Source organism: Roseiterribacter gracilis, assembly GCA_018332375.1.
In the GTDB taxonomy this organism is placed as follows: Bacteria; Pseudomonadota; Alphaproteobacteria; order BOG-932; family Roseiterribacteraceae; genus Roseiterribacter; species Roseiterribacter gracilis.
Window position 1 is genome coordinate 3,444,499 of sequence record BOPV01000001.1, and the last position, 22,863, is coordinate 3,467,361.

Consider the following 22,863-nt stretch of genomic DNA (forward strand, 5'->3'; position numbering starts at 1 on the left):
GTCCACGGGAGGCCGAACGTTGCTGAGCGAGCCACGCGCCGCGCAAGCGGGCGACGACATACGCAGTGCGCTACCGGACGACTGGCAACGCGCGACTCTGCTTGGCCGTATCGATCTCGGCCATGGGCCGACGCCGGTTCTTTTGCGCGACGGCGAGCTCGCCGATCTGTCGCATGCGGCGCCGACGATTTCTCAATTGCTCAACCGGTTCGAACCGGGCGCGGCACTGCCCGCCGGCACGCCTCTCGGTGCGCTCGATCGGTTGGGATTGGCGCCAGCATGGCAACAGCCGGATGCGTTGCCGCGATTGCTCGCGCCGGTCGATCTTCATTGCATCAAAGCAGCCGGCGTCACCTTTGCCGTGTCGGCGTTGGAGCGCGTCATCGAAGAACGCGCGCGCGGCGACGCCGGCGCGGCGCAATCGATCCGCGAAGCATTGGCCGAGCGCGTCGGCGCCGATCTCAGCCGCATCAAGCCGGGGTCGGAGCAGGCGGAAAAGCTCAAGCAGGCACTGATTTCTGACGGGTTGTGGTCGCAATATCTCGAAGTTGCGATCGGACCCGACGCGGAGATCTTCACCAAAGCGCCGATCCTGTCGTCGGTCGGTTGGGGCGATCATGTCGGCGTGCGCGCCGACAGTTCGTGGAACAATCCCGAACCAGAAGTGGTGGTGATCTGCGACGGGCACGGGCGCGTCCGCGGTGCGACGTTGGGCAACGACGTCAATCTGCGCGACTTCGAAGGGCGCAGCGCGTTGCTGCTGGCGAAAGCAAAGGACAACAACGCGTCCTGCGCGATCGGCCCGTTCATCCGCCTGTTCGACAAGGACTTTACGATTGACGATGTGCGCCGCGCCGAGGTCGAGCTGCGCGTCGAAGGCGAGGACGGATTCCGTCTGCGCGGCAGCAGCAACATGGCCAAGATCAGCCGCGATCCGCTTGATCTTGCGGCCCAGGCGTTCGGCGCAAATCACCAATATCCAGATGGGTTTGCGCTGTTTCTCGGCACCATGTTCGCGCCCATCGAAGATCGCGATGCGCCGGGCCGCGGCTTCACGCACAAACCGGGCGATCACGTCACGGTGGCGTCGCCGCGCCTTGGCGCGCTCAGCAATCGCGTCACCTTCTGCAGCGACGCGCCGCCGTGGCGCTTCGGCGTCGCGTCTTTGATGACCAACCTCGCGCAGCGCGGTCTGTTGGCTGCGCCCGCCGGAAATTGACATGAGCCAAACTGTGACCCTGGCGCACTATGTTGACGGTAAGCGTGTCGACGCCGCCGCGACCCTGCCCAGTCTGAATCCATCCGACACGTCGGATATTGTCGCGCTGATGCCCGATGGCGACGCGTCCGTTGTCGCGCTTGCGGTTGACGCAGCGCGGCGTGCTTTTCCCGGCTGGTCGGCAACGACGCCGGAACAGCGCTTCGACATTCTCGATCGCGCCGGCGATTTGATCCTGACGCGGCGCGACGTACTGGGACGATTGTTGTCGCGTGAAGAAGGCAAGACGCTCGCCGAAGGAACCGGCGAAGTCGTACGCGCCGGGCGCATCTTCAAATTCTTCGCCGGTGAAGCGTTGCGCAATGCAGGCCGGTTTCTGGATTCGGTGCGACCGGGTGTCGAAGTCACGGCGATCCGGGAAGCGGTCGGCGTCTTCGGCCTGATTACGCCGTGGAATTTCCCGATCGCAATCCCGGTCTGGAAAACTGCACCGGCATTGGCCTTCGGCAATACGGTGGTGCTGAAACCGTCGGAATTGACGCCCGCCATGGCAAGCGCGCTGGCCGATATCCTGCACGAAGCGGGTTTGCCCGCAGGTGTGTTCAATCTCGTCTTCGGAACCGGCGCCGCCGGCGCGGCACTGTGCGCGCATGCCGACGTCGATGGTTTGTCGTTTACCGGTTCGCAAGCGACCGGTGCGCGCGTGGCAACCGCTGCCGCTGCGCGACAGGCGCGCGTGCAGCTCGAGATGGGCGGCAAGAATCCGCTGGTCATTCTGGCCGACGCCGATCTCGATCGCGCCGTGATGTGCGCGCTTGACGGTGCGTTTTTCGCGTCGGGCCAACGCTGCACCGCGTCGAGCCGCTTGATCGTCGAAGACGCGATCCACGATCGTTTCGTCGACACGCTTGCGGCGCGCGCTGCCGCGTTGAAGGTCGGTGACGCGCTGGATACGGCGACGCAGATCGGCCCGCTGGTCAGCCAAGCCCAGCTCGACAAGGTGCAATCCTATCTCGACGTGGCACCGCGCGAAGGGGGGCGCGTGCTGGCGACGGGCGCGGTGCCGGGAAAGGGCGGCTATTACTTGGCGCCGACCGTGGTTGCCGACACCACGCTCGCGATGCGCGTCAATCGCGAGGAAATTTTCGGACCGGTAGCCAGCGTCATTCGCGTATCCGGCTTCGACGCCGCACTTGCCGCTGCCAATGACGGCGCATTTGGCTTGTCGGCCGGGATTGTCACCCAATCGCTGCATGCCGCGCAGCAATTCCGCCGCCGTGTTCGTGCCGGAATGGTGATGGTCAATCTGCCGACTGCGGGCGTCGACTATCACGTGCCGTTCGGAGGCACGCGCAAATCAAGTTACGGCCAGCGCGAGCAAGGCTTCGCGGCCGTCGATTTCTACACGCAATACAAGACGATCTACTCCTGGGCCTGATGCGATGAACCACGCCAATTATCCAAGTCTGAGCGGCAAGCGCGTCGTGGTCACCGGCGGAGGCAGCGGCATCGGCGCTGCGATCGTCGAAGCGTTTGCGCGCCAAGACGCGCAGGTCTTCTTTCTCGACGTCGCGGAAGAGGATTCGCGCGCGCTGGTCGAGCGCCTGGCGCAAATGCCGACGCCGCCCGTGTTCTATCGTTGCGACTTGACCGATCTCGACGCGGCGCGCGCATGCCTGGATGCGATCATCGAACAGCATGGTTCGGTCGACGTGTTGGTGAACAACGCCGCCAACGACGACCGTCACCGCGTCGATGAGGTCACGCCGTCTTATTGGGACGAGCGGATCGCGGTGAATTTGAAGCACTATTTCTTCTGCGCGCAGACTGTGGCGCCCGGGATGCGCGCCAATAGCGGCGGTGCGATCATCAATCTCGGTTCGGTGTCGTGGCATTTGGCCTTGCCCGATCTTGCCATCTACCAGACCGCGAAAGCGGGTATCGAAGGCATGACACGCGCGCTGGCGCGCGATCTGGGCGAAGACAAGATCCGCGTCACCTGCGTCGTGCCCGGCGGCGTTCGCACGCCGCGCCAGACGTTGCTGTGGCACAACCCCGCCGAAGAAGCGCGCATGCTGGCGCAGCAATGTCTGAAAGAGCGGGTCGAGCCGTCGCACGTCGCGTCGATGATTCTGTTTCTGGCGTCGGACGATGGGCGCATGTGCACCGGCCACGAATATTTCGTCGACGCGGGCTGGCGATGAACGACCTGGCCGCCGACGAGCTCACTTGCGTCTGGTCGGTTGCGGCGCACCTCGGCGAAGGTCCGTTCTGGTCCGCGTCGGCGCGTGCGCTTTGGTTCGTCGACATCAAGCAGCGCCAGGTCCATTGCTTTCATCCCGCAACCGCGTTGCAGGAAAGCTGGAACGCACCGGATCAGCCGGGATTTGTCTTGCCGATGCAGGGCGACACGCTGGTCGTCGGCATGCCGCGACGCCTGTGCCGCTTCGATCCCGTGGATGGCAGCTTCACCGATCTTGTGGCGGTCGAATCCAACCTGCCGCGCAACCGGCTCAATGACGGGTTCGTCGATGCGGCGGGGCGTTTGTGGTTCGGCTCGATGGATGATGCCGAAGAAGCGCCGACCGGCGCGCTCTATCGCTGGGACGGCAGTGGTGCGCCGCTGCGCCAGGATGACGGCATCATTATCACCAACGGCCCCGCGACCAGCCCCGACGGCACGGTTCTCTATCACACCGACACGTTGGAGCGGACGGTCTACGCGTTTGATCTCGGGTCGAACGGCATGCTCGCCAACAAGCGCGTCTTCGTGCGCATCGAAGACGAGGCAGGCTATCCCGATGGGATGGCGGTCGACGCCGATGGGCGCGTCTGGATTGCGCTGTTCGGCGGCTGGGGCATTCGTTGCTACGCGCCGTCCGGCAAGCTGCTGCGCTTCGTGCGTTTCCCCTGCGCCAACGTCACCAAACTGACCTTCGGCGACGACGATTTGCGCACCATCTACGCGACCACCGCGCGCAAAGGGTTGGATGACGCGGCGCGCCTGGCGCAGCCGCTTGCGGGTGGGCTGTTCGCCTTCCGCAGCGATCGTCCAGGTTTGCCGCAAGCAGAGGTCGCCCATGGCTGAGCGGCGTTTCCGTTCGCGCGACTGGTTCGACAGCGACCGGATCGACATGACTGCGCTCTATCTCGAGCGTTTCATGAATTACGGGCTGACGCCCGACGAGCTGCGATCCGGCAAGCCGATCATTGGCATCGCGCAGAGTGGCAGCGACCTGTCGCCGTGCAACCGGATTCACGTCGAGCTGGCAAAGCGGGTGCGCGACGGCATTCGCGACGCGGGCGGCGTACCGATGGAATTTCCCGTCCATCCGATCTTCGAGAATTGCCGTCGCCCGACCGCGGCGCTCGATCGCAATCTCGCCTATCTCGGCCTGGTCGAAATTCTGCACGGCTATCCGATCGACGCGGTCGTGCTTACCACCGGTTGCGACAAGACTACGCCCGCCGGTGTGATGGCGGCGTCGACGGTCGATATTCCCGCCATCGTTCTGTCGGGCGGTCCGATGCTCGATGGCTGGTTCGAAGGCGAGCTGGTCGGGTCGGGCACGGTGATTTGGAAAGCGCGCCGTCGTCTGGCGGCGGGCGAAATCACGGAAGAAGAATTTCTCGCACTCGCCGCCGCATCGGCGCCGTCGGCCGGTCACTGCAACACGATGGGCACCGCATCGACGATGAACGCGGTCGCCGAAGCGCTGGGTCTGTCCTTGCCCGGTTGCGCCGCGATCCCCGCGCCCTATCGCGAGCGCGGGCAGATGGCCTATGCGACCGGCCGGCGCATCGTCGAGATGGCCTACGAAGATCTGCGCCCGTCGCGAATCCTGACGCGCGACTCGTTTTTGAACGCGATCACCGTGACGGCCGCGATCGGCGGCTCGACCAACGCGCAGCCGCATATCGTTGCGATGGCGCGCCATGCCGGTGTCGAGCTGCGCGACGAAGATTGGAGCCTGTACGGCTACGACGTGCCGCTGCTGGTCAACATGCAGCCAGCGGGAAAATATCTCAGCGAACGGTTCCACCGTGCCGGCGGTGTGCCGGCTGCGATGTGGGAATTGCTGCAGGCGGGCAAGTTGCGCGGCGGCTGCGCCACCGTCACCGGCCGCAGCGTCGCCGACAATCTGCAGGGCCGCGAAAGCACCGATCGCGAAATTATCGCGCGCTACGACCAGCCGCTGAAAGAACGCGCCGGGTTTCTGGTGCTCAAAGGCAATCTGTTCGACTTCGCGATCATGAAGACCAGCGTGATCTCGGACGAGTTTCGCCAGCGCTATCTGCGCGATCCGGCCCGGCCCGGCACGTTCGAAGGCCGCGCCATCGTGTTCGACGGGCCCGACGACTATCACCACCGCATCAACGATCCCGCGCTCAACATCGACGAGAGTTGCATTCTCGTCGTGCGGGGCGCGGGGCCGTTGGGTTTTCCCGGCTCGGCCGAAGTCGTCAACATGCAGCCGCCCGACGCCCTGTTGAAGCGCGGTGTCCGCAGTCTGCCGACGATCGGCGACGGACGGCAGTCAGGTACGTCGGACAGCCCGTCGATCCTGAACGCATCGCCCGAAAGCGCGGCGGGCGGTGGGCTTGCGTGGGTGCGCACCGGCGACACGATCCGCATCGATCTCGACGCCGGGCGTTGCGACATGCTGGTTGCCGACGACGAGATTGCACGCCGCAAACAACAAGGCGTGCCGCCGACACCGCCCAGCAAGACGCCGTGGCAAGAACTCTATCGCGCGACGGTCGGCCAGCTTTCGACCGGCGCCTGTCTCGAATCCGCGGTCGACTATCGCGGCACCGCTGCGGAGACGCCCCGACACAATCACTGACGAAACGCGCGAAGGCGGGAACAACCCGTCACGCGCACGGCGCTGGGAGGCGCGCAAGATGGCAAAGCAAGGTGGTTTCCCGCTCGTCGCGGGCCTGACATTGATCGCAACGTTGGGCGGTCTGTTGTTCGGCTACGACACGGCGGTTATTTCGGGCGCGATCGGTGCGATCGACGCCAACTTCATCGATCCGTTGAACTTGCCTGAAACGCAGCGCCTCAGCCTGTCGGGCTTCACCATTGCCAGCGCATTGTTCGGCTGCATCGTCGGCGGCGCGGTTGCAGGGTGGGTCGCGGACCGGTTCGGCCGCCGCGTCGGCTTGATCGTTGCCGCGGTGTTTTTCCTGGTCGGCACGTTGGGTTCGGCGGTGCCGGAATTGGGTCTCGGTCCAATCGGCGGCATGGGTCCCGACGCGCTGACGCCGTTCAACATCTACCGCATCATCGGCGGTATCGGCGTCGGCCTCGCGTCGCTTCTTTCGCCGCTCTACATCGCAGAAATCGCGCCCAAAGAGGTGCGCGGCAAACTCGTCTCGTTGAATCAGATCGCCATCGTCGTCGGCATGGTCGGCGTCTATTTCGTCAATTGGGCGATCGCGCAGCTGGGTGACGAACAATGGCTGCGCACGGTCGGCTGGCGCTGGATGTTCGCGTCGGAAGCGGTGCCGTCGCTGTTGTTCCTGGGTCTGCTGCTGTTCGTGCCCGACACGCCGCGCTGGTTGGTGATGAAAGGGCGTACGCAAGAAGCGCTGGGTGTGCTGCGCCGTCTCGATACGGAAGCTGACTCGCCCGCAATCCTGGCCGAGATCGAACAAAGCCTGGTCGTGCGCGGCGACCGGCTATTCGCCTTCGGCGCGCTTGTCATCGTCGTCGGCATCATGCTGTCGGTGTTTCAGCAACTGATCGGCATCAACGCGGTGCTCTACTACGCGCCGTTGATGTTCAAGAATATGGGCGCCACCACCGACAGCGCGCTGCTGCAGACCGTGATCGTCGGCATCGCCAATGTCGGCTTCACCGTCGTCGCCATGTACACGGTCGACCGATTCGGCCGCCGGCCGCTGATGATACTGGGCGCCGCCATCATGGCCGTGGCGATGCTGGTGCTGGGATGTCTGTTCGCAGGCAATGCACTGGGACTCGGCGCGCTGCTGGCGATGATCCTTTACATCGCGGGCTTCGCGCTTTCGTGGGGACCGGTCACCTGGGTGTTGTTGTCGGAGATCTTCCCCAACAGCATCAAAGGCAAAGCGATGGCGATCGCAGTTGCGGCGCAATGGATCGCCAATCTCGTCGTGTCCTGGTCGTTCAAAGTGCTCGACGGCAACTCGTATCTCAACGCGCAGTTCAATCACGGTTTCGCCTATTGGCTCTACGCCGCGATGAGTGTGCTGGCCGGTCTGTTCGTCTGGCGCTACGTGCCCGAAACCAAAGGCTGCAGCCTGGAAGAGATTCAACGTCTGTGGTTCGGCAAGCGGGCCGCCGCAGCCGATGCGTTGAACCCGGCCAAGGTTTGAAATTCCCAGGGCGTGCGCTGCCGTCCTGGCGCGCGCCAACCTTGCGGCGGTGACTGACTGGTCACCGCCGCTTTTTATGCGGAGCGGCTGATGTTCAAGCTGATGCTCGTTCTGTTGGCTCTCGGCGTGCCGGCTTCGGCCGAGACGATGCACGCCGATCTCGTGCTGCACACGGATCGGCCCGGCGCCGTGATCGATCCCAATTTGCACGGGCAGTTCGCCGAGCATCTCGGTGAAGGCATGTATGGCGGCTTGTGGGTCGGCGAGACCTCGCTGATCCCCAATACGCGCGGCTTTCGCAACGACGTCGTCGCGGCGTTGCGCGACCTGGGCGTGCCGGTGGTGCGTTGGCCCGGCGGCTGCTTTGCCGATCAGTATCATTGGCGCGACGGGATCGGTCCGCGCGACCAGCGTCCGGTGCGAATCAACACGAGCTGGGGCGGCGTCGAAGAATCCAACGCAGTCGGCATTCATGAATTCATGGATCTCGCCGAACAGCTCGGCGCCAAGACCTACGTCAACGGCAATGTCGGCACCGGCACGCCGCGGGAGATGCAGGACTGGATCGAATATATGACGTCGGATGCGCCGAACGGCACGCTGGCGCAGGAACGGCGCGCCAACGGACGCGACAAGCCCTGGCGCGTCGACTATGTCGCGCTGGGCAACGAGCTGTGGGAATGCGGCGGCAATATGCGGCCGGAATTCTACGCCGACCTCTATCACCAGTTCGCGACCTTTGTGAAAACCAAGGACGGTAACGGACCCAAGAAAATCGCGGCCGGCGGATATGGCGACAATGTGCGCTGGAACGAGGTTCTTCTGCGCAGCAACAAGAAGGACATCGACGCGATCACGATGCACCATTTCTCGTTGCCGACCGGCGATTGGAAGAAGAAGGGCCCCGCTACCGGTTTCGACGAAGCGCATTGGATGTCGGTCCTGCGGCAGGCGCTGCAGATGGAGACGCTGATCGCAGCGCACAGCGCGATGATGGATCGCGTCGACCCGAACAAGAAGGTCGCGCTGTTCGTCGACGAATGGAGCAACTGGTACGATGTTGACCTAGGTACCAACCCAGGCTTCTTGCGCCAGCAAAATACGCTACGCGACGCAATCAGCGCCGCGATCGTGCTGAACATCTTTCATGCACATGCGGATCGTGTGCGCATGGCCAACATCACACAGATGGTGAACGTGCTGCAGGCCATGGTGCAGACGGATGGCGCGCGCATGTTGCTGACGCCGACCTATCATGTCTTTCGCCTGTTCAAGCCGTTTCGCGGCGCGACGCAGATCCCAGTGACGAGGCAGGCGCCGCCCTATCGCTTTGGCAAAGACCAGATCCCGGCGCTACAGGCTGGCGCCGCGCGCACCGGCGATGGGCATGTTCAGCTGGCGCTGGTGAATCTCGACCCGCATCGCGCCGCGCAGGTTGCGCTGCTCACCGACGCGAAAGAAGCGGCGGGTCAGATTCTAACCGCGGCAACGATGGATGCGCGCAACACGTTTGACGCGCCGGACATGGTGAAGCCTGCGCCGTTCACCGGTGCGAGGTTGGCGAAAGGCCGGTTGCTGCTTGATCTGCCGGCGAAGTCCGTTGTTGTGCTCGAGTTGCGCTGATCAGTCGACCGGTTTCCAGGCCGCGCCTTCGATCGGCGGAATCTTTCCCGGCGCGATGCGGCCGGTTTTGACCAGGCGGATCAGCCAGGTCTGGAACGATTCTTTGCCGTCGAGAAAGTTGGTCTCGTTCAGCAACCGGTACACGACCGGCGCCAGCACATGCATGCCGTCGTCGGACATGCGGAACAGTTTCTCGGTGTCGGCATCGGTGCCAAGGCCGAGCCGTTTGCCCATCGCACGTTCCAGCGCCTTGACGCAGTCCTCTTCGACGAAGCCTTCGAACGTGTTGTAGCCGTACGATTTGTTATGGTGCTCGACGCGCGGCAGCAGGACTTTGTCTTTGCGCAACACGTTCAGCACCGCCCAAAGTTTCGGATCCTGCTTTTCGAAGGGCGGATGCAGCGACTCGTGCAGCGCAGTGCTGATCGTGATCGGGATCGGCCAGTCGGGGCTGGCGAGATAATTCTGCTGCGACAGGCTGATCCCGTGCGGGTTCACGTAAAACATCACTTCGACGGTGATGTCGGGCTTGATCATCTTCTTGCCCAGCGCCAGCTCGATCATCTGCGATGGATCGAATCCTTGGGCCGCCGCTTCGATTTCCTGCGCGCGCGTCTGCAGCTTGGGACGAAGCTCGGTCGTCCAATATTGTTCGAAGCCCGCTTTGCGCAGCGCTTCGATCACGACCGCAACGTCGGGTGCGGTCTCGCGAATGCTCGCGGCGCTGTCCTCGTTCCACCAGCGCAGCGGTCGCATCGCGTCGACGATACGCTCGGGCGCGCGCGCCGCGGCCAGCACATCGTCCAACGTCACCGGCGACAGGGTCGAGTACCACAAGGTCAACGACGCGCTGGTGATGCCGTTGTCGCGCTTGAACCGCGCCACGATGCGCGTTGCCGCCTGCTGTGCTTCCGGCGGCAGCGCGTTCCACCAGCGCTCGCGTTCGGCGGGATAGAATTTCACGTAGAACGGATCGCCCGACAGAATGCCGAGCAGGCACAGCGTGTCGTACGCGATCGACGGTTCCGCTTTCAGCGTGGCTTTGGCCGGTGCTGCAAACGACAGAGCGAGGAGAAGGGCGAGGAGCAGGCGCATGGCGTGACGGTGCCATGCGCCGGCCGGAAAATCTTGGATCAGGCGAACGTGCGACCGCTGCGCCGCAGCCGGGCCGGCGTCGTGTGCAGCCGGGCGCGCACCGCGCGGTTCAAATGCGCCTGGTCGTAATAGCCGCACGCAGCCGCCACGTCGGCCGGTGCTTCGCCCGCGGCGAGACGCGACGCTGCATGCAGCAGACGGCGTTCGCGCAAATGCGCCTGCACCGACCGGCCGGTGTCGCGACGGAACTGGCGTGCGACATGAATCGGATGCACCGATGCGATTGCGGCGAGGTCGGCCAAGGTCCAGTCGCGCGCCGGATCGTCGTTCATCGCGGCGCGCACGCGCGCAACCCAGCTTGCACCCAACGCGCCGGCCTGCGCGTCGGCCAAGATGCCCAGAACTTCGTGGGTCAGCGCTTCGAGTGCGAACGCGGCGATGCGATCCTGCGCCGCGAGTTCACGTGCGAAGGATGCGGCCAGTGCGGGCAGGTTTGCCTGGCGCGGTGAAGCTGCGATGCGACGCCACCCGCCGAAACCGGATTCGAAATGCAGATCGAGACAGGTGCCGCCGGCATGACCGAACTGGTCGGCATGGGTTTCGCCGGCCGGATGCACGAACACGCTACCGGCGCGCGCCGCATAGGTGTTGCCCGCGACATGTTCGTCATACGAACCGTCGAGAACGATGCAGAGATAGGAATTATCGTGCCGATGTTTCGGCAGGTTGGTGCGCGGCGCATAGCGTTGGCGTACCAGTTTCGCGCCGCTGAATTCGCGGCGCGTTGCGACGACGCCCAGATTGGACTCGCGTCCAACGTTGAGCGTCGTCGCTTGCATGCTTACGGGAACAGGCCGCGCGTGCGTTTCGCGTCGCGGACTTTTTCCACGCCGATCGCCATCGCGGCGGTGCGGTGCGGAACCTTGTCCTTGTCGACGCGACGCATGACTTGGTTGAACGCCTTCTCGAGCACGCGGTTCAACTTGTCGTTGACCTCCGCTTCGCCCCAGAAGAATTGCTGCAGATCCTGCACCCATTCGAAGTAGGACACGATCACGCCGCCCGAGTTGGCGAGAATGTCCGGGATGACGAAAATGTCGCCGCGATCGTGCAGCAACAAGTCGGCATCCGGCGTCGTCGGACCGTTGGCGCCTTCGGCCAGAATGCGGCATTGCAGCTTGTTGGCGTTCTCGGCGGTGATCACGCGTTCGACCGCGGCCGGAACCAGAATGTCGCATTTCTGCAGCAGCATCTCGTTCGGATCGATCAGCGATTCTTTCGAATAGCCTTTCAACGTGCCGTGCTGCGCAACCCATTTGTCCATCGCCTCAATGTCGAGGCCTTTGGGATCGTAATAGGCAGCCGTGTGATCGCTCGCGCCGAGCACTTTGGTGCCGTGCTTCTGCAACGTCAGCGCTGTGACCGAACCGACATTGCCGAAACCTTGCACGATCGCGGTTGCGCCCGACGGGCTCATGCCGAGACGATCGAGTGCGCGTTCGATGAGATAGACGACGCCGCGGCCGGTCGCTTCACGACGACCTTCGGTGCCGCCCAGCGCAACCGGCTTGCCGGTCACGATCTCGGTGACGCTGTGACCTTGGTGCATGGAATAGGTGTCCATGAACCAGGCCATCACCTGCTCGTTGGTGCCCATGTCGGGCGCCATGACGTCGGTGTGCGGACCGACGAACGGAATCATCTCCTGCATGTAGCGACGCGACAAAGCTTCCAGCTCGCGACGCGACAGGCTGTACGGATCAACCGTGACGCCACCTTTGGCGCCGCCATAGGGAAGGCCGGCCAGCGCGCATTTCCAGCTCATCCAAACCGCCAACGCAGCGACTTCGCCGATGTCGACATTCTTGGCGAAGCGCGTGCCGCCCTTTGTCGGTCCAAGCGTCAGATGGTGCTGTACGCGATAGCCCTGAAACACGGCGGTCGAACCGTCGTCCCGATGGATCGGGCACGACACGGCAACCGCGCGCTTGGGATAGAGAAGACGGTCGCGTTCGTCCGTCGGGACTTCCAGGTAATCGGCGATCACTTGGAATTGTTGGCGCGCCATCTCGAAGACGGGGCCGGTATAGATCGTCATGGGGTACGGGCGTTTCCGGTTTGGGGTCGCGTCCCGAATTTGAGCTAGGGCGCAACCGCTCGTTGGTTCCAAACGCGCGGACGTGTGCCGCGCTTCAATGGGCGCGGACCTTAGCAGCTTCGCTTTGGAGACGGCTTGTTTTCTCAGCCGCACATCAGAAAGAAAGTTGCGTCGAATGCGCTGCAGTGCAGCGCATTCAATCAAGCGGCGGTGACGAAGGTCCGGCCGCCCCGGCGCTTTGCGCCGAGTCTTTTCTGTTAGGCGGCCGTGACGAAGGTACGGCCGCCGAGCAGCGGATCGTCTTTCTTCCGCTGGCCTGATTCCTGGTCGTTGGTCGGCACGTTGAGCGACGCCAAGGTCAGCAACGTATAGAGCGACAACGTTTTGCCACCGGTGCCAGGGACCGCGATGTCGGTCAGCGCTTCGGGCGACCGGCCGAAGCGATTGGCCAGAACATCGCTGTTGGTGCTGCTGGCGACGGCCGACTGGAAGCTGCCGGTCGTGCTGTTGTCGAACTTGGCAGCGAAGCGGTCATAGACCTCTTTCAGCGTCTTCGGCTGACCGGTCTCGGAATTATAGAAGACAGAACGGTTCGCGGCAGCGGCCTGCGGCAGCACGCTGGCTGCGGGCGCCTGCGGATTTGCCTTCATCGCATTGAGGAATTGCGACGCACCGCCCGAGCCCAGGAAATGGGCCAGGTACAGTTCGGTCGCGCCGACTTTGCCGCCGACCGCAGCCTGCAGGTCGTCCGCATTGTCGCGCGCATATTCCGCCGCCATCAGCGCCGAAGCACGGGGATCATTGCGGAGGTCCATGACCTCTTGGCGAAGCTTGGGATCGGTGATGTAGAGCTTGCCGTCCGGCGCTTCCGAGATCGCGTTGGCGTATTTGCCGTAGCCGTCCGCGGCGCCGTGATCGGCGACCATGCGCAGCCAGGTTTGTTCGGTGAACTGGAACAGGCCGGTGGCGCTCGAGGTCGAGGCCTTGGCCGTCGCGTCATAGCCGCTTTCGACGCCCGCCTTCTGCATCAGATAAGCGAAGTTGACGCCCGTCTTGGCGCTGGCGGCTTGAACCGCAGCGGTCACATCGGCCGGGGCTTGGGCGCCGCGCTTGAGCGGGAGATCGAGGTGCGAGGTCTGCATCACGCGACCTAGGTCAGCAAGGCGCGTGCCAGACCTCGCCCCCGATCCATGGCCTCGGTCAGGCCGGTTCCCAGGCCCAGGTTTCAGGCGCCCAGCCAAAGGATCCTGCGGCTCCCGCGCTGATCACGTGGCCAATTCCCGGGAAGGGGAAGTGATAGACGAGCAGCCGCGCCTTCTCGGCTGTGAGGCTGGTCAGCAATTTCTTCCGGGTCGTTTTGGCCTGCTCGGCATCCTGGTCGAACAGCGGGGTCCAGTCGGGATGGACCAGGCCAGTGACGTGGTGGTGGACCACGTCGGCGGTGAAGACGAGCTGATTGCCGCCGCCGCCGTCGATCCGCAGCGAGACATGGCCCGGCGTATGGCCAGGCGTCGCGATCGAGCGGATGCCCGGAACGACCTCGTCGCCCGCCTTGAAGGTGACGATCCGGTCTTTCCAGGTCGCCAGGACCTTCTGCGTGTTGCCGATGAACAGCTGCTGCTGCTCGGGCGGAAACTTGCTGTTGGCCAGGCTGACGTTCGGCGCGGTCCAGAAGCTGACTTCGACCGCTGGTACATGCATCTGCGCCTTGGGGAAGGCGGCGCGGAATTCCGCGTCGACCGTGCCCCAGATGTGATCGGGATGCGCGTGCGTGACGATCACGCGGTCAATCGCGTCGGGTGCGACGCCCGCATTGCGCAGGTTCTGCACCAGCTTGCCCAACGCCGGACCAAAATGCGGCCCCGATCCCGGATCGACCAGCACCAGCTCGCGGCCCGTATCGACCAACAGCGAATTGCAGTGCAGCCCGACTTTGTCGGTCGGCTGGCCGGCCGCGGCCAATGTGCGTTGCACCTCGGCCGGTTTGGCGTTGAGCGCCAACGGCGCCGGTGCGCCGAGTTCGAACACGCCGTCGCTGATCACCGCCGCGTCGAACGTACCGATCTTGAAGCGATAGAAGCCCGCACCTTGCTGCGTCGTCGTCGGAATGCGCGATGCTGCTAGCGCCGGCAGCGGCAGATTGGCGGCGACGAGTCCGGTTGCGACACCTGCAAGCAAGGTGCGGCGGCTGACTTGGCTGTTCGACACGTAATCCTCCGAGTTCGAATCGAGGCCAGAGGCTGCGCGCGCCGTTGCGCGCGGTCTAGTGACCCGATTCCGAAGTTCGACGGTGCCACGTGGTGATGCGGAACGAACTTCGGAATCGATCAGGTCACTAGCAATCTGTTGTTTCTAGTGCGCCTTTTGGATTTGAAGTTCGCCTCGGTGCTGATCCCAAAGCGGGCGAACTTCAAATCCGGCGCACGAGCTTCCGTCCTGCGAAATAGTGTGTTCGGGTTTCGCATCCAAAGACCGAGAGCTGCGAATGACCTACACCGCCCCCGTCGACGACATGCGTTTCGTGCTCGAACATCTGGTCGGGTACGACCGGCTGGCCGCGTTGCCCGGCTATGAAGATGTGTCGGACGAGCTGGTCGGCGCGGTGCTGGATGAAGCGGCGAAGTTTGCCGGCGGCGTGCTGGCGCCGTTGAACGTCAACGGCGATCGCCAAGGGTCGAAACTCGAAAACGGAGTGGTGCGCACGCCCGACGGTTGGCGCGACGCGTACAAGCAATTCGTCGCCGGGGGTTGGAACGCAGTGCCGTTCCCGGTCGAATTCGGCGGCCAGGGATTGCCGTGGACAGTGCAGGCGACCTTGGCCGAGATGTGGCAGGCCGCGTCGCTGTCCTTCGGCCTGTGTCCGATGTTGAGTCAGGGCGCCGTCGAAGCCTTGCTGGTGCACGGATCAGACGAACAAAAACGCATCTATCTGCCAAAGCTGATCGAAGGCACCTGGACCGGCACGATGAATTTGACCGAACCGCAAGCCGGTTCGGATCTCGGTGCGGTGCGCACCAAAGCCGAACGCAATGGCGACGGCACGTATCGCCTCTACGGCCAGAAGATTTTCATCACCTACGGCGAACACGATCTGGCCGAGAACATCATTCATATGGTGTTGGCGCGCACGCCCGATGCGCCGGCTGGCGTCAAAGGCATCTCGCTGTTCATTGCGCCGAAATTCCTGGTGCAGAGCGACGGTTCGATCGGCGCGCGCAACGATCTGCGCTGCGTGTCGCTGGAACATAAGATGGGCATTCACGCTTCGCCGACCGCGGTGATGGCGTATGGCGACAATGACGGCGCGCTTGCCTATCTCGTCGGCGAAGAAGGCCGCGGCCTCGAATATATGTTCACGATGATGAACAACGCGCGGCTGTCAGTTGGGCTGCAAGGCGTTGCGATTGCCGAACGTGCCTATCAACAGGCGCGCGCCTACGCGCTGCAGCGCGTGCAGGGCAAAGGCCTCAACGGTAAAAACGCAGGCCCGGTTGCGATTATCGAACATCCCGACGTGCGCCGCATGCTCGTGACGATGCGCGCCATGACCGAAGCATCGCGCGCACTCGCGATCCGCGCTTTCGCCGCCTTCGATGGTGCGCACACGACGCACGATGCAGCCTGCCAGGCTGAAGTCGATTTCCTGACGCCGATCGTCAAAGCCTGGTCGACTGACATCGGCGTCGAAGTCGCATCGCTCGGCGTGCAGGTGCATGGCGGCATGGGCTTCATCGAAGAAACCGGTGCTGCGCAGCATTATCGCGACGCACGCATTCTGCCGATCTACGAAGGCACCAACGGCATTCAGGCGAACGATCTCGCCTTCCGCAAAATCGTGCGCGACGACGGGCGCGCATTTGCTGCGTGGCTTGCAAGCGCACGCAACGACGTCGCTGCGCTGGGCGCGTTGCCGGGCGATGACATGTCCGCAATCCGCGACCGTGTCGGCGAAGGGCTGGACCTGGCCGAACGTGCAACTGCCTGGATGATTGCGACCGGTAAGACCGATGTTTGGGCCGCGTCCGCGGGTGCGGTGCACTATCTGCGCGCGATCGGGCTGGTCGCAGGCGGCGTTGAGATGGCGCGTGCCGCTGCGGCAGCGGCGCGCGGCCTGGCGCAGGGGAGCAACGCGTTCTTGCAGCGGAAACTGCTCACGTCGCGCTTCTTCGCCGAACAGCTCGTGCCGCAGGCGCAAAGTTTGTACGGACCAATGAGCAGTGCGCACACGACGCTGCGCGCCTTCGAAACCGACGCGGTTTGAGATTCGACCACCTAGAGGTTGAGGCGAGTCGAAGACTAAGCGCCGAAAGCTTGCATATGCAGGCGGGGCCTGTGGTACCAACTCCGGCTTCGCGCGGGAGGAAGCCGGGTGGGCGCTGAGAGCGCAGAGACAGAACGTCGATTGGCCGAGCTGGAACGATTGCTCGCCTTCATTGAGGATTCTGGTGCTGTCGGTGTGTTGCAACTCGACGGTCGCGCACGCATACGCCGCGTCAACGGCGCGTTCGTTCGCCGCTTTGGCTTTCAACCCGACGAGTTGATAGGTCATCCGGCGACGATCCTGCTGCCGCCCGAAGATCATGCGCTAGCCGAACAACGCTTCGCCGACGCCTTTGCCGGCACCAACGGTCACGATTGGCGCAATTGGCGCGTCCGTTCGCGCGACGGCAGCCTGCACACTGTGATCATCGATTCGGTTGCGATCGATCAGGCCCATCCCGAGCGCGGCATCGACCTGATCGTCACCGACGTCACCGAACACGAACAACGGCGACTCGAACTGGCGCAGGCGCGCGACGCGGCGGAAATCGCCAGCCGCGCCAAGTCGGCCTTTCTCGCCAATGTCAGCCACGAATTGCGCACGCCGCTGAACGCGATTCTAGGGTTCAGCGAAATCATGGCGTACGGGCTGTTGGGGCCGATCACGGTCCCGCGCTACGCCGAATACGTCACCGACATTCATCGCAGCGCCAGCCACCTGCTCGACATCATCAATGCGCTGCTCGATCTGGCGAAGATCGAAGCTGGACGCATGGAGCTGCGCGAACAACGTTGCGACTTGCAGGTGATCGCGCAGGAAGTGATGAGCCTGCTGCAGCCGAAGATCGAAAGCGCCGGCATCGAAGTGTCGATCGCATGCGAACAACCGCTGCCACCGTTGCTTGGCGACATGACCAAGCTGCGCCAGATGCTGGTCAATCTGTTGGCCAACGCGGTGAAGTTCACGCCGATCGAAGGCAATATCGTGATCGAACTCTATCGCCGCGGGGATCAGTTGGGATTTGCGGTGGTGGATTCCGGCGTCGGCATGACCGACAGCGAAATCGACTTGGCGTTGGAGCCGTTTCGCCAGGTCGGCGATGCGATGGCGCGGCCCGATGCGGGAACCGGGCTCGGCCTGCCGCTGACACGCGCGCTGGCGGTTGCGCACGGTGCCGACCTCGCCATCGAAAGCAGCAAAGGCGTCGGCACGCGCGTCGCAGTGCTGTTCCCCGCATCTCGCACGTTGTCCTGACCAATCCGGGCGCTTACAAGCGCCCGACCCGATGCAAGCCCCCGAACAAAATATACGGCCCGCCACCGTTGCCGACGATTTGCGCGCGCGCTTCAAAAGCGCGGCGCTGATTGCTGATCAGGCGCAGCTTGCGGCAGCCGAGCGGCTCGATGCGCTGGCGGCGCGGCTGGTCGATTACGAGCCGCAGAAAAACGGCGGCGGGTTTCTCAGCCGTCTGTTCGACAAAAAGGCCGACGCGCCCAAAGGCCTGTATCTCTGGGGCCCGGTCGGGCGCGGCAAATCGATGTTGATGGACATGTTTTTCGCGCGCGTCGCCGTGCGCCAGAAGCGCCGCGTCCATTTCCATGAATTCATGGCGGCCGCACATCGCCGCTTGTTCGAGCTGCGCCGTGCCAGTTCAGAATCAGGAGGGCCCAAATCGGACGCGCTCGACCGGCTCGCCGACGAAATCGTGGCGCAGCACTGGCTGATCTGTTTTGACGAATTCCAGGTCTTCGACATCGCCGACGCGATGGTCCTGGGGCGGCTATTCACGGCTTTGTTCGCGCGCGGCGCGGTGGTGGTCGCGACCTCGAACACCGAGCCCGCGCGCCTCTACGAAGGCGGGCTGCAACGCCAGCTCTTCCTGCCCTTCATCGACCTGCTGCAGCAGCGGGTCGAGACGGTGGCGGTGGCCGGGCCAATGGATCATCGCCAGGGCCGGCTGATGGGCCGTCGCGTCTGGTGGAATCCCGCCGACGGCACGGCCGAACGCGCGCTGGCCCGCTATTTCGGCGAACTCTCGGACGGTGCGCCGTCGGGCTCGGTCGCGCTGAGCGTGGCGGGCGGGCGCGAGCTGGTGGTGAAACGGGCCGCCGGCCGAGTCGCCTGGTTCCAGGCCGAGGAGCTGCTGGACCGGCCGCTGGGGGCCCAGGACTTCCTGGCCATCGCGGAGCGATTCGATGCGGTGCTGGTTTCGGGGCTGAAACCCTTGCGCGCCGCCCAACGGAACGAGGTTCGCCGGTTGATCCTGCTGGTCGACGCCCTGTACGAGGCGGGGACGGTTTTGATCGCGTCGGCCGATGCCGACCCGGACGGGCTCGTGGCCGAGGGGCCACACGCGGTGGAATTCCAGCGGACGGCAAGCCGGCTGGCAGAAATGCAGGCCGATTCATGGCTGGCCGCGCGTTGGGCGCTCGCGTCCAACGACACATCACTGTAAGAGACTCTTAAAGACGCACGTGGTCGGATCCTGCTCCCTCCGGTCGCCACGTGAAGAAGGACGACAGGACTTTTGCCCAACGCTGCACACCGGCCCGCGCCAGACTCGATGGCTGGCCTGCTCTCCGAGCAGGTCATCACGTTCGCGCGCGATCTGAAGGCGCGCTACCGCATCGGCCTGCCTGTGCTTGCCCCCACCGATGACGAGCGTCCGCTGCGTCCGGAAGAGGTGGTGAACCGGGACCTCGATCTCGGCATGTATGAAAATCCGATCGTGCTGTCGCTGATCGCCAGCCGCGATCCGATGTCGTCGACTGCGCTGGCCGCCTCGGCCCGCCTGATCTACGCCTCGCGCGAACAGCGCCTGATCGGCGCCATCGCAACGGTCGCCGGCGAGATGTCCAAGCACGCCGACGTGCGCAACGGCATCGGCCTGGCCGCCCGCTACAAATTCAATCCGACCATCGCCGAGCGCGTCGCCGACATGTCGCTGCGCCGCGTCGACCAGGACCGCCAGCAAGCGCTGCAGCAACTGGTCGATCTCGTGCACCGCCTGCGCCGGGGCGATCCGGTCGGCGAGAAATTCGTCGCCGATCTGCTGCGCCACGCCTACGCTGCCAATCTTCGCCCCGAAGTACTGCAGCGGACTGTGTTGTCGATTTTGGAATCGCCGACGCTGCGCTCGAAGATCAAGCTGTCGCTGATCGAAAATTTGCATTACTTCCCGCGTCACCTACTGATCGCCGTCGCGACCCAGGTGAACCGCATGCCGTTCGACAATGATCACGCCTTCCTGAAGCGCGAACTCCAGCTTGCGCTGCAGCTCAACGATCACATGCGAAAGAACGGCACGGCGGCCCGCATCGCTCGACGCTGAGCACGCAGATGAGCACCAAGACGACTGACGAACCCCCGAAACTGATGGATTACGAGCAGGCGAAAAAACTCGCCCGCCACGGCAATCCTGTCGTTCGCCGCGAACTCGCTGCACGCGACGACGTGCGTTCGGAATTTCTCTATTACCTTTCGGAAGATCCGTCGCCGGAAGTTCGCCGCGCCGTCGCGCTGAACCCGCGCACGCCGGTCCATGTCGGACCGTTGCTGGCGCGCGACCCGGACCTGACCGTGCGCATCGCGCTGGCGCAAAAACTCGCGCGCCTGCTGCCGGATCTCGATCCCGACGCCAAGGCCCAGCTGTTCGATCTGTGCGTGCAGTCGCTGGAAACGCTGGCGCGCGACCAGGTCGTGAAAGTGCGCGCGGCAGTTGCCAGCGCATTGGCCGACGTGGCGCGGGCCCCGCCCGGCTTGATCCGCACCTTGGCGCGCGACGTCGAAGAAGAAGTTGCGTCCACGGTGCTCAAGATCTGCGCGCTGGTCAGCGAAGCCGATCTGCTCGAAATCATTTCGACCGATCCGAAGAGCTGGCAGCTCGTTGCCATCGCCAGCCGCGCGAGTGTGCCGGTGGATGTTGCCGAAGCGATCATCGCGACCGGCGACATTCCGGCGACGTCGAAGCTGCTCGACAATAACGGTGCGGAAATCACCGAATATTCGGTCGAACAGCTGGTCGAACGTTCGCGCGAGACCAAAGAATTCCAGAAGGCGCTGGCGCGTCGCCGCAAGCTGGCGCCGGAACTGGCGCTGAAAATGTGCGATTTCGTTGATGTCAGCGTGATGCGCCTGCTGCGCAACCGTCTCGACTTCGATCCCGAGACCTTGTCGACGGTGCTGGAAACGATGCGCCGTCGCGTCGACTGGATCGACAGCAAGATTGAAGAAGAAAGCCCGGCCTCGCGCGCACGCGCCATGTTGGCGGGCGGCGATCTGACCGAAAACGCGGTGCTCGACGCGCTGTCGTGGAACGACCGTGTCTTCGTGCTCGAAGCGCTGGCGTTGAAGGCGCAGGTACCGCCGGAATTAATCGACCGCATCTTCATGGCCGGCTCGGCCAAAGGCGTGGTCGCGTTGGCCTGGCGGGCCGGCCTGTCGATGCGCGCGGCGATGCAACTGCAGGTGAAAGCCGCGGGCGTGCCGCCGAAGAAGGTGGTCAATGCCAAAGACGGCACCGACTATCCGATGAGCGAAGACGAGATGATGCAACTGCTCGAATTTTTCGGCGTTGGAAGCTGAAGCGGAAACTCGAGTTTCGAATCATGCGCGCTCTGCTTCTGGCTGCCTTCGTCTTCGGTCTCCCTTCGATTTCCCATGCCCAGTCCTCGCCGCTCGGCCTGTGGCTGGCTGAATCGGGCAAGGCGGCGGTCGAAATCACCGAATGCGGTGCGGCCGGCCTGTGCGGCAAGATCGCGTGGCTGAAAGAGCCGCTCGACGAAAGCGGCAAGCCGCGCCTCGACAAGAACAATCCCGCCGCCGAGCTCAAGTCGCAGAAACTGTGCGGTCTGCTGATGGTGGGGAATTTCAAGCCGGCCGGGAAACCCAACGAGTGGGACGGCGGCTTCATCTACAATCCCGAAGACGGCAAGACGTATTCCAGCGAGATGGAGCTGAAGAGCCCCGACGTGCTGGGCGTCCGCGGCTATGTCGGCATTCCGCTGTTCGGCAAAAGCCAGACCTGGACCCGGCTCCCCAACGAGCACCAGCGCTGCAAGGTTTGACCCTGCGTTTTGCTGATTGAGCGGCTACGCGCTCAGGGCAGATGTGAACGGACCCGGCTGCGTCTGGATTCTCCGGCGCGGCGGGCGTAAGAGCCGGGCTCTTATTCGCGGCCGAGCTCGGTCGCTCCCGTTCCTTGAGGAGATTCCATGGCTCGCAAGAAGATCGCGCTCGTCGGCGCCGGCCAGATCGGTGGCACCTTGGCGTTGCTCGCCGGCATGAAAGAACTCGGCGACGTCACGCTGATCGACGTCGCGGAAGGCGTGCCGCAGGGCAAGGCGCTGGACCTGGTCGAAGCATCGCCGGTCGAAGGCTTTGACTCGCACCTGACCGGTTCGAACGACTACGCCGAACTCAAAGGCGCCGACGTCGTCATCGTCACTGCCGGCATCCCGCGCAAGCCGGGCATGAGCCGCGATGACCTGATCGGCACCAACACCGGCATCATCAAGACGGTCGGCGAAGCGATCGCCAAGCACGCGCCGAACGCCTTCGTCATCGTCATCACCAACCCGCTCGACGTGATGGTGTGGGTGATGCGCGAAGTGACCAAGTTCCCGGCCGAACGCGTCGTCGGCATGGCCGGCGTGCTCGACTCGGCCCGTTTCCGCTGGTTCCTCGCCGAAGCCTTCGGCGTGTCGGTCGAAGACGTCACCGCCTTCGTCATGGGCGGCCACGGCGACACAATGGTGCCGCTGGTGCGCTATTCGACGGTCGCCGGCATTCCGCTGCCCGACCTGGTGAAGATGGGCTGGGTCAGCCAAGAAAAGCTCGACCAGATTGTGCAGCGTACGCGCGACGGCGGTGCGGAAATCGTGAAGCTGCTCAAGACCGGCAGCGCGTTCTACGCACCGGCGGCCAGTGCGATCGCGATGGCGGAATCGTACTTGAAGGACAAGAAGCGCGTGCTGCCCTGCGCGGCGCTGTTGACCGGCCAGTACGGCGTCAAAGACACCTATGTCGGCGTGCCGGTGGTGATCGGCGCCAAGGGTGTCGAGAAGATCATCGAGATCGAACTCAATGCCGAAGAGAAGGGCATGTTCGACAAGTCGGTCGGCGCCGTGAAGGAGCTGGTCGATGTCGTGAAGAAGATGAACGTGATCTGAGCTTTCGCAGGTCGGTGCTACCGGGCGCGGACGG

At 63.9% G+C, this 22,863-nt stretch carries 19 protein-coding genes; 14 read left to right on the forward strand and 5 right to left on the reverse strand.

Annotated elements, in window-relative coordinates:
- Nucleotides 1–19: 19 nt before the first annotated feature.
- The 7 genes from TMPK1_RS17185 (at nt 20) to TMPK1_RS17215 (ending at nt 9,205) form a co-directional block, all read left to right on the forward strand.
- Nucleotides 20–1,219 (forward strand): fumarylacetoacetate hydrolase family protein, encoded by a 1,200-nt coding sequence (locus TMPK1_RS17185; RefSeq protein ID WP_420244544.1) that lies wholly within the window; start codon nt 20–22, stop codon nt 1,217–1,219.
- Between the two features lies 1 nt (nt 1,220).
- The gene (locus tag TMPK1_RS17190) at nt 1,221–2,657 is read left to right on the forward strand and encodes an aldehyde dehydrogenase family protein (RefSeq protein ID WP_420244545.1); all 1,437 of its coding nucleotides are present in this window, start codon (nt 1,221–1,223) and stop codon (nt 2,655–2,657) included.
- A gap of 4 nt (nt 2,658–2,661) precedes the next feature.
- Nucleotides 2,662–3,423, forward strand: a complete 762-nt coding sequence (gene xylB / locus TMPK1_RS17195) for a D-xylose 1-dehydrogenase (protein ID WP_420244546.1) — start codon at nt 2,662–2,664, stop codon at nt 3,421–3,423.
- Entirely contained in the window at nt 3,420–4,307 is an 888-nt protein-coding gene (locus tag TMPK1_RS17200) for an SMP-30/gluconolactonase/LRE family protein (protein ID WP_420244548.1), read from the forward strand. The genes xylB and TMPK1_RS17200 overlap by 4 nt, the downstream gene beginning before the upstream one ends.
- The gene (locus tag TMPK1_RS17205; protein WP_420244549.1) at nt 4,300–6,066 is read left to right on the forward strand and encodes an IlvD/Edd family dehydratase; all 1,767 of its coding nucleotides are present in this window, start codon (nt 4,300–4,302) and stop codon (nt 6,064–6,066) included. The genes TMPK1_RS17200 and TMPK1_RS17205 overlap by 8 nt, the downstream gene beginning before the upstream one ends.
- Before the next feature lie 58 nt (nt 6,067–6,124).
- Complete coding sequence (gene xylE, locus TMPK1_RS17210; protein WP_420244550.1) at nt 6,125–7,582, forward strand: D-xylose transporter XylE; 1,458 nt, start codon at nt 6,125–6,127, stop codon at nt 7,580–7,582.
- A 90-nt stretch (nt 7,583–7,672) separates the two neighbouring features.
- Nucleotides 7,673–9,205 (forward strand): alpha-N-arabinofuranosidase, encoded by a 1,533-nt coding sequence (locus TMPK1_RS17215; protein ID WP_420244551.1) that lies wholly within the window; start codon nt 7,673–7,675, stop codon nt 9,203–9,205.
- On the opposite strand, the gene TMPK1_RS17220 is transcribed toward TMPK1_RS17215, so the two are convergent.
- The 5 genes from TMPK1_RS17220 to TMPK1_RS17240 all read right to left on the reverse strand — a co-directional run bounded on the left by TMPK1_RS17220 (nt 9,206) and on the right by TMPK1_RS17240 (nt 14,606).
- The gene (locus TMPK1_RS17220; RefSeq protein ID WP_420244553.1) at nt 9,206–10,300 is read right to left on the reverse strand and encodes a hypothetical protein; all 1,095 of its coding nucleotides are present in this window, start codon (nt 10,298–10,300) and stop codon (nt 9,206–9,208) included.
- A gap of 38 nt (nt 10,301–10,338) precedes the next feature.
- Nucleotides 10,339–11,139, reverse strand: coding sequence for a helix-turn-helix transcriptional regulator (locus TMPK1_RS17225; RefSeq protein WP_420244555.1), 801 nt, complete (start codon nt 11,137–11,139; stop codon nt 10,339–10,341).
- Between the two features lie 2 nt (nt 11,140–11,141).
- Nucleotides 11,142–12,398, reverse strand: coding sequence for a Glu/Leu/Phe/Val family dehydrogenase (locus TMPK1_RS17230; protein WP_420244556.1), 1,257 nt, complete (start codon nt 12,396–12,398; stop codon nt 11,142–11,144).
- A gap of 257 nt (nt 12,399–12,655) precedes the next feature.
- Nucleotides 12,656–13,540, reverse strand: a complete 885-nt coding sequence (locus tag TMPK1_RS17235; RefSeq protein WP_420244558.1) for a lysozyme family protein — start codon at nt 13,538–13,540, stop codon at nt 12,656–12,658.
- Between the two features lie 58 nt (nt 13,541–13,598).
- A complete protein-coding gene (locus TMPK1_RS17240; protein ID WP_420244559.1) occupies nt 13,599–14,606 on the reverse strand; it encodes an MBL fold metallo-hydrolase in 1,008 nt (335 codons plus the stop codon).
- Nucleotides 14,607–14,883: 277 nt separating this feature from the next.
- On the opposite strand from TMPK1_RS17240, the gene TMPK1_RS17245 reads away from it, so the two are divergent.
- The 7 genes from TMPK1_RS17245 to mdh all read left to right on the forward strand — a co-directional run bounded on the left by TMPK1_RS17245 (nt 14,884) and on the right by mdh (nt 22,829).
- Nucleotides 14,884–16,659, forward strand: coding sequence for an acyl-CoA dehydrogenase (locus TMPK1_RS17245; protein WP_420244560.1), 1,776 nt, complete (start codon nt 14,884–14,886; stop codon nt 16,657–16,659).
- A 141-nt stretch (nt 16,660–16,800) separates the two neighbouring features.
- A complete protein-coding gene (locus TMPK1_RS17250) occupies nt 16,801–17,913 on the forward strand; it encodes a sensor histidine kinase (protein ID WP_420244562.1) in 1,113 nt (370 codons plus the stop codon).
- A 79-nt stretch (nt 17,914–17,992) separates the two neighbouring features.
- A complete protein-coding gene (gene zapE, locus TMPK1_RS17255) occupies nt 17,993–19,114 on the forward strand; it encodes a cell division protein ZapE (protein WP_420244563.1) in 1,122 nt (373 codons plus the stop codon).
- Nucleotides 19,115–19,222: 108 nt separating this feature from the next.
- Nucleotides 19,223–19,990, forward strand: coding sequence for a hypothetical protein (locus TMPK1_RS17260; RefSeq protein ID WP_420244564.1), 768 nt, complete (start codon nt 19,223–19,225; stop codon nt 19,988–19,990).
- 8 nt (nt 19,991–19,998) lie between these two features.
- The gene (locus TMPK1_RS17265; protein ID WP_420244566.1) at nt 19,999–21,243 is read left to right on the forward strand and encodes a DUF2336 domain-containing protein; all 1,245 of its coding nucleotides are present in this window, start codon (nt 19,999–20,001) and stop codon (nt 21,241–21,243) included.
- 23 nt (nt 21,244–21,266) lie between these two features.
- On the forward strand, nt 21,267–21,725 hold the full coding sequence (locus TMPK1_RS17270) for a DUF2147 domain-containing protein (protein ID WP_420244568.1): 459 nt from the start codon (nt 21,267–21,269) through the stop codon (nt 21,723–21,725).
- Between the two features lie 147 nt (nt 21,726–21,872).
- Nucleotides 21,873–22,829, forward strand: a complete 957-nt coding sequence (gene mdh / locus TMPK1_RS17275; RefSeq protein ID WP_420244569.1) for a malate dehydrogenase — start codon at nt 21,873–21,875, stop codon at nt 22,827–22,829.
- Nucleotides 22,830–22,863: the final 34 nt, after the last annotated feature.

What these genes read in the sequence shown, in the direction of transcription:
- TMPK1_RS17220 (WP_420244553.1), bottom strand. Translation starts at nt 10,300, where the DNA reads ATGCGCCTGCTCCTCGCCCTTCTCCTCGCTCTGTCGTTTGCAGCACCG.
- TMPK1_RS17260 (WP_420244564.1), top strand. Translation starts at nt 19,223, where the DNA reads ATGGCTGGCCTGCTCTCCGAGCAGGTCATCACGTTCGCGCGCGATCTG.
- TMPK1_RS17215 (WP_420244551.1), top strand. Translation starts at nt 7,673, where the DNA reads ATGTTCAAGCTGATGCTCGTTCTGTTGGCTCTCGGCGTGCCGGCTTCG.
- xylB (WP_420244546.1), top strand. Translation starts at nt 2,662, where the DNA reads ATGAACCACGCCAATTATCCAAGTCTGAGCGGCAAGCGCGTCGTGGTC.
- TMPK1_RS17190 (WP_420244545.1), top strand. Translation starts at nt 1,221, where the DNA reads ATGAGCCAAACTGTGACCCTGGCGCACTATGTTGACGGTAAGCGTGTC.
- TMPK1_RS17235 (WP_420244558.1), bottom strand. Translation starts at nt 13,540, where the DNA reads ATGCAGACCTCGCACCTCGATCTCCCGCTCAAGCGCGGCGCCCAAGCC.
- TMPK1_RS17265 (WP_420244566.1), top strand. Translation starts at nt 19,999, where the DNA reads ATGAGCACCAAGACGACTGACGAACCCCCGAAACTGATGGATTACGAG.
- TMPK1_RS17200 (WP_420244548.1), top strand. Translation starts at nt 3,420, where the DNA reads ATGAACGACCTGGCCGCCGACGAGCTCACTTGCGTCTGGTCGGTTGCG.
- TMPK1_RS17270 (WP_420244568.1), top strand. Translation starts at nt 21,267, where the DNA reads ATGCGCGCTCTGCTTCTGGCTGCCTTCGTCTTCGGTCTCCCTTCGATT.
- xylE (WP_420244550.1), top strand. Translation starts at nt 6,125, where the DNA reads ATGGCAAAGCAAGGTGGTTTCCCGCTCGTCGCGGGCCTGACATTGATC.
- TMPK1_RS17225 (WP_420244555.1), bottom strand. Translation starts at nt 11,139, where the DNA reads ATGCAAGCGACGACGCTCAACGTTGGACGCGAGTCCAATCTGGGCGTC.
- TMPK1_RS17245 (WP_420244560.1), top strand. Translation starts at nt 14,884, where the DNA reads ATGACCTACACCGCCCCCGTCGACGACATGCGTTTCGTGCTCGAACAT.
- TMPK1_RS17230 (WP_420244556.1), bottom strand. Translation starts at nt 12,398, where the DNA reads ATGACGATCTATACCGGCCCCGTCTTCGAGATGGCGCGCCAACAATTC.
- TMPK1_RS17205 (WP_420244549.1), top strand. Translation starts at nt 4,300, where the DNA reads ATGGCTGAGCGGCGTTTCCGTTCGCGCGACTGGTTCGACAGCGACCGG.
- mdh (WP_420244569.1), top strand. Translation starts at nt 21,873, where the DNA reads ATGGCTCGCAAGAAGATCGCGCTCGTCGGCGCCGGCCAGATCGGTGGC.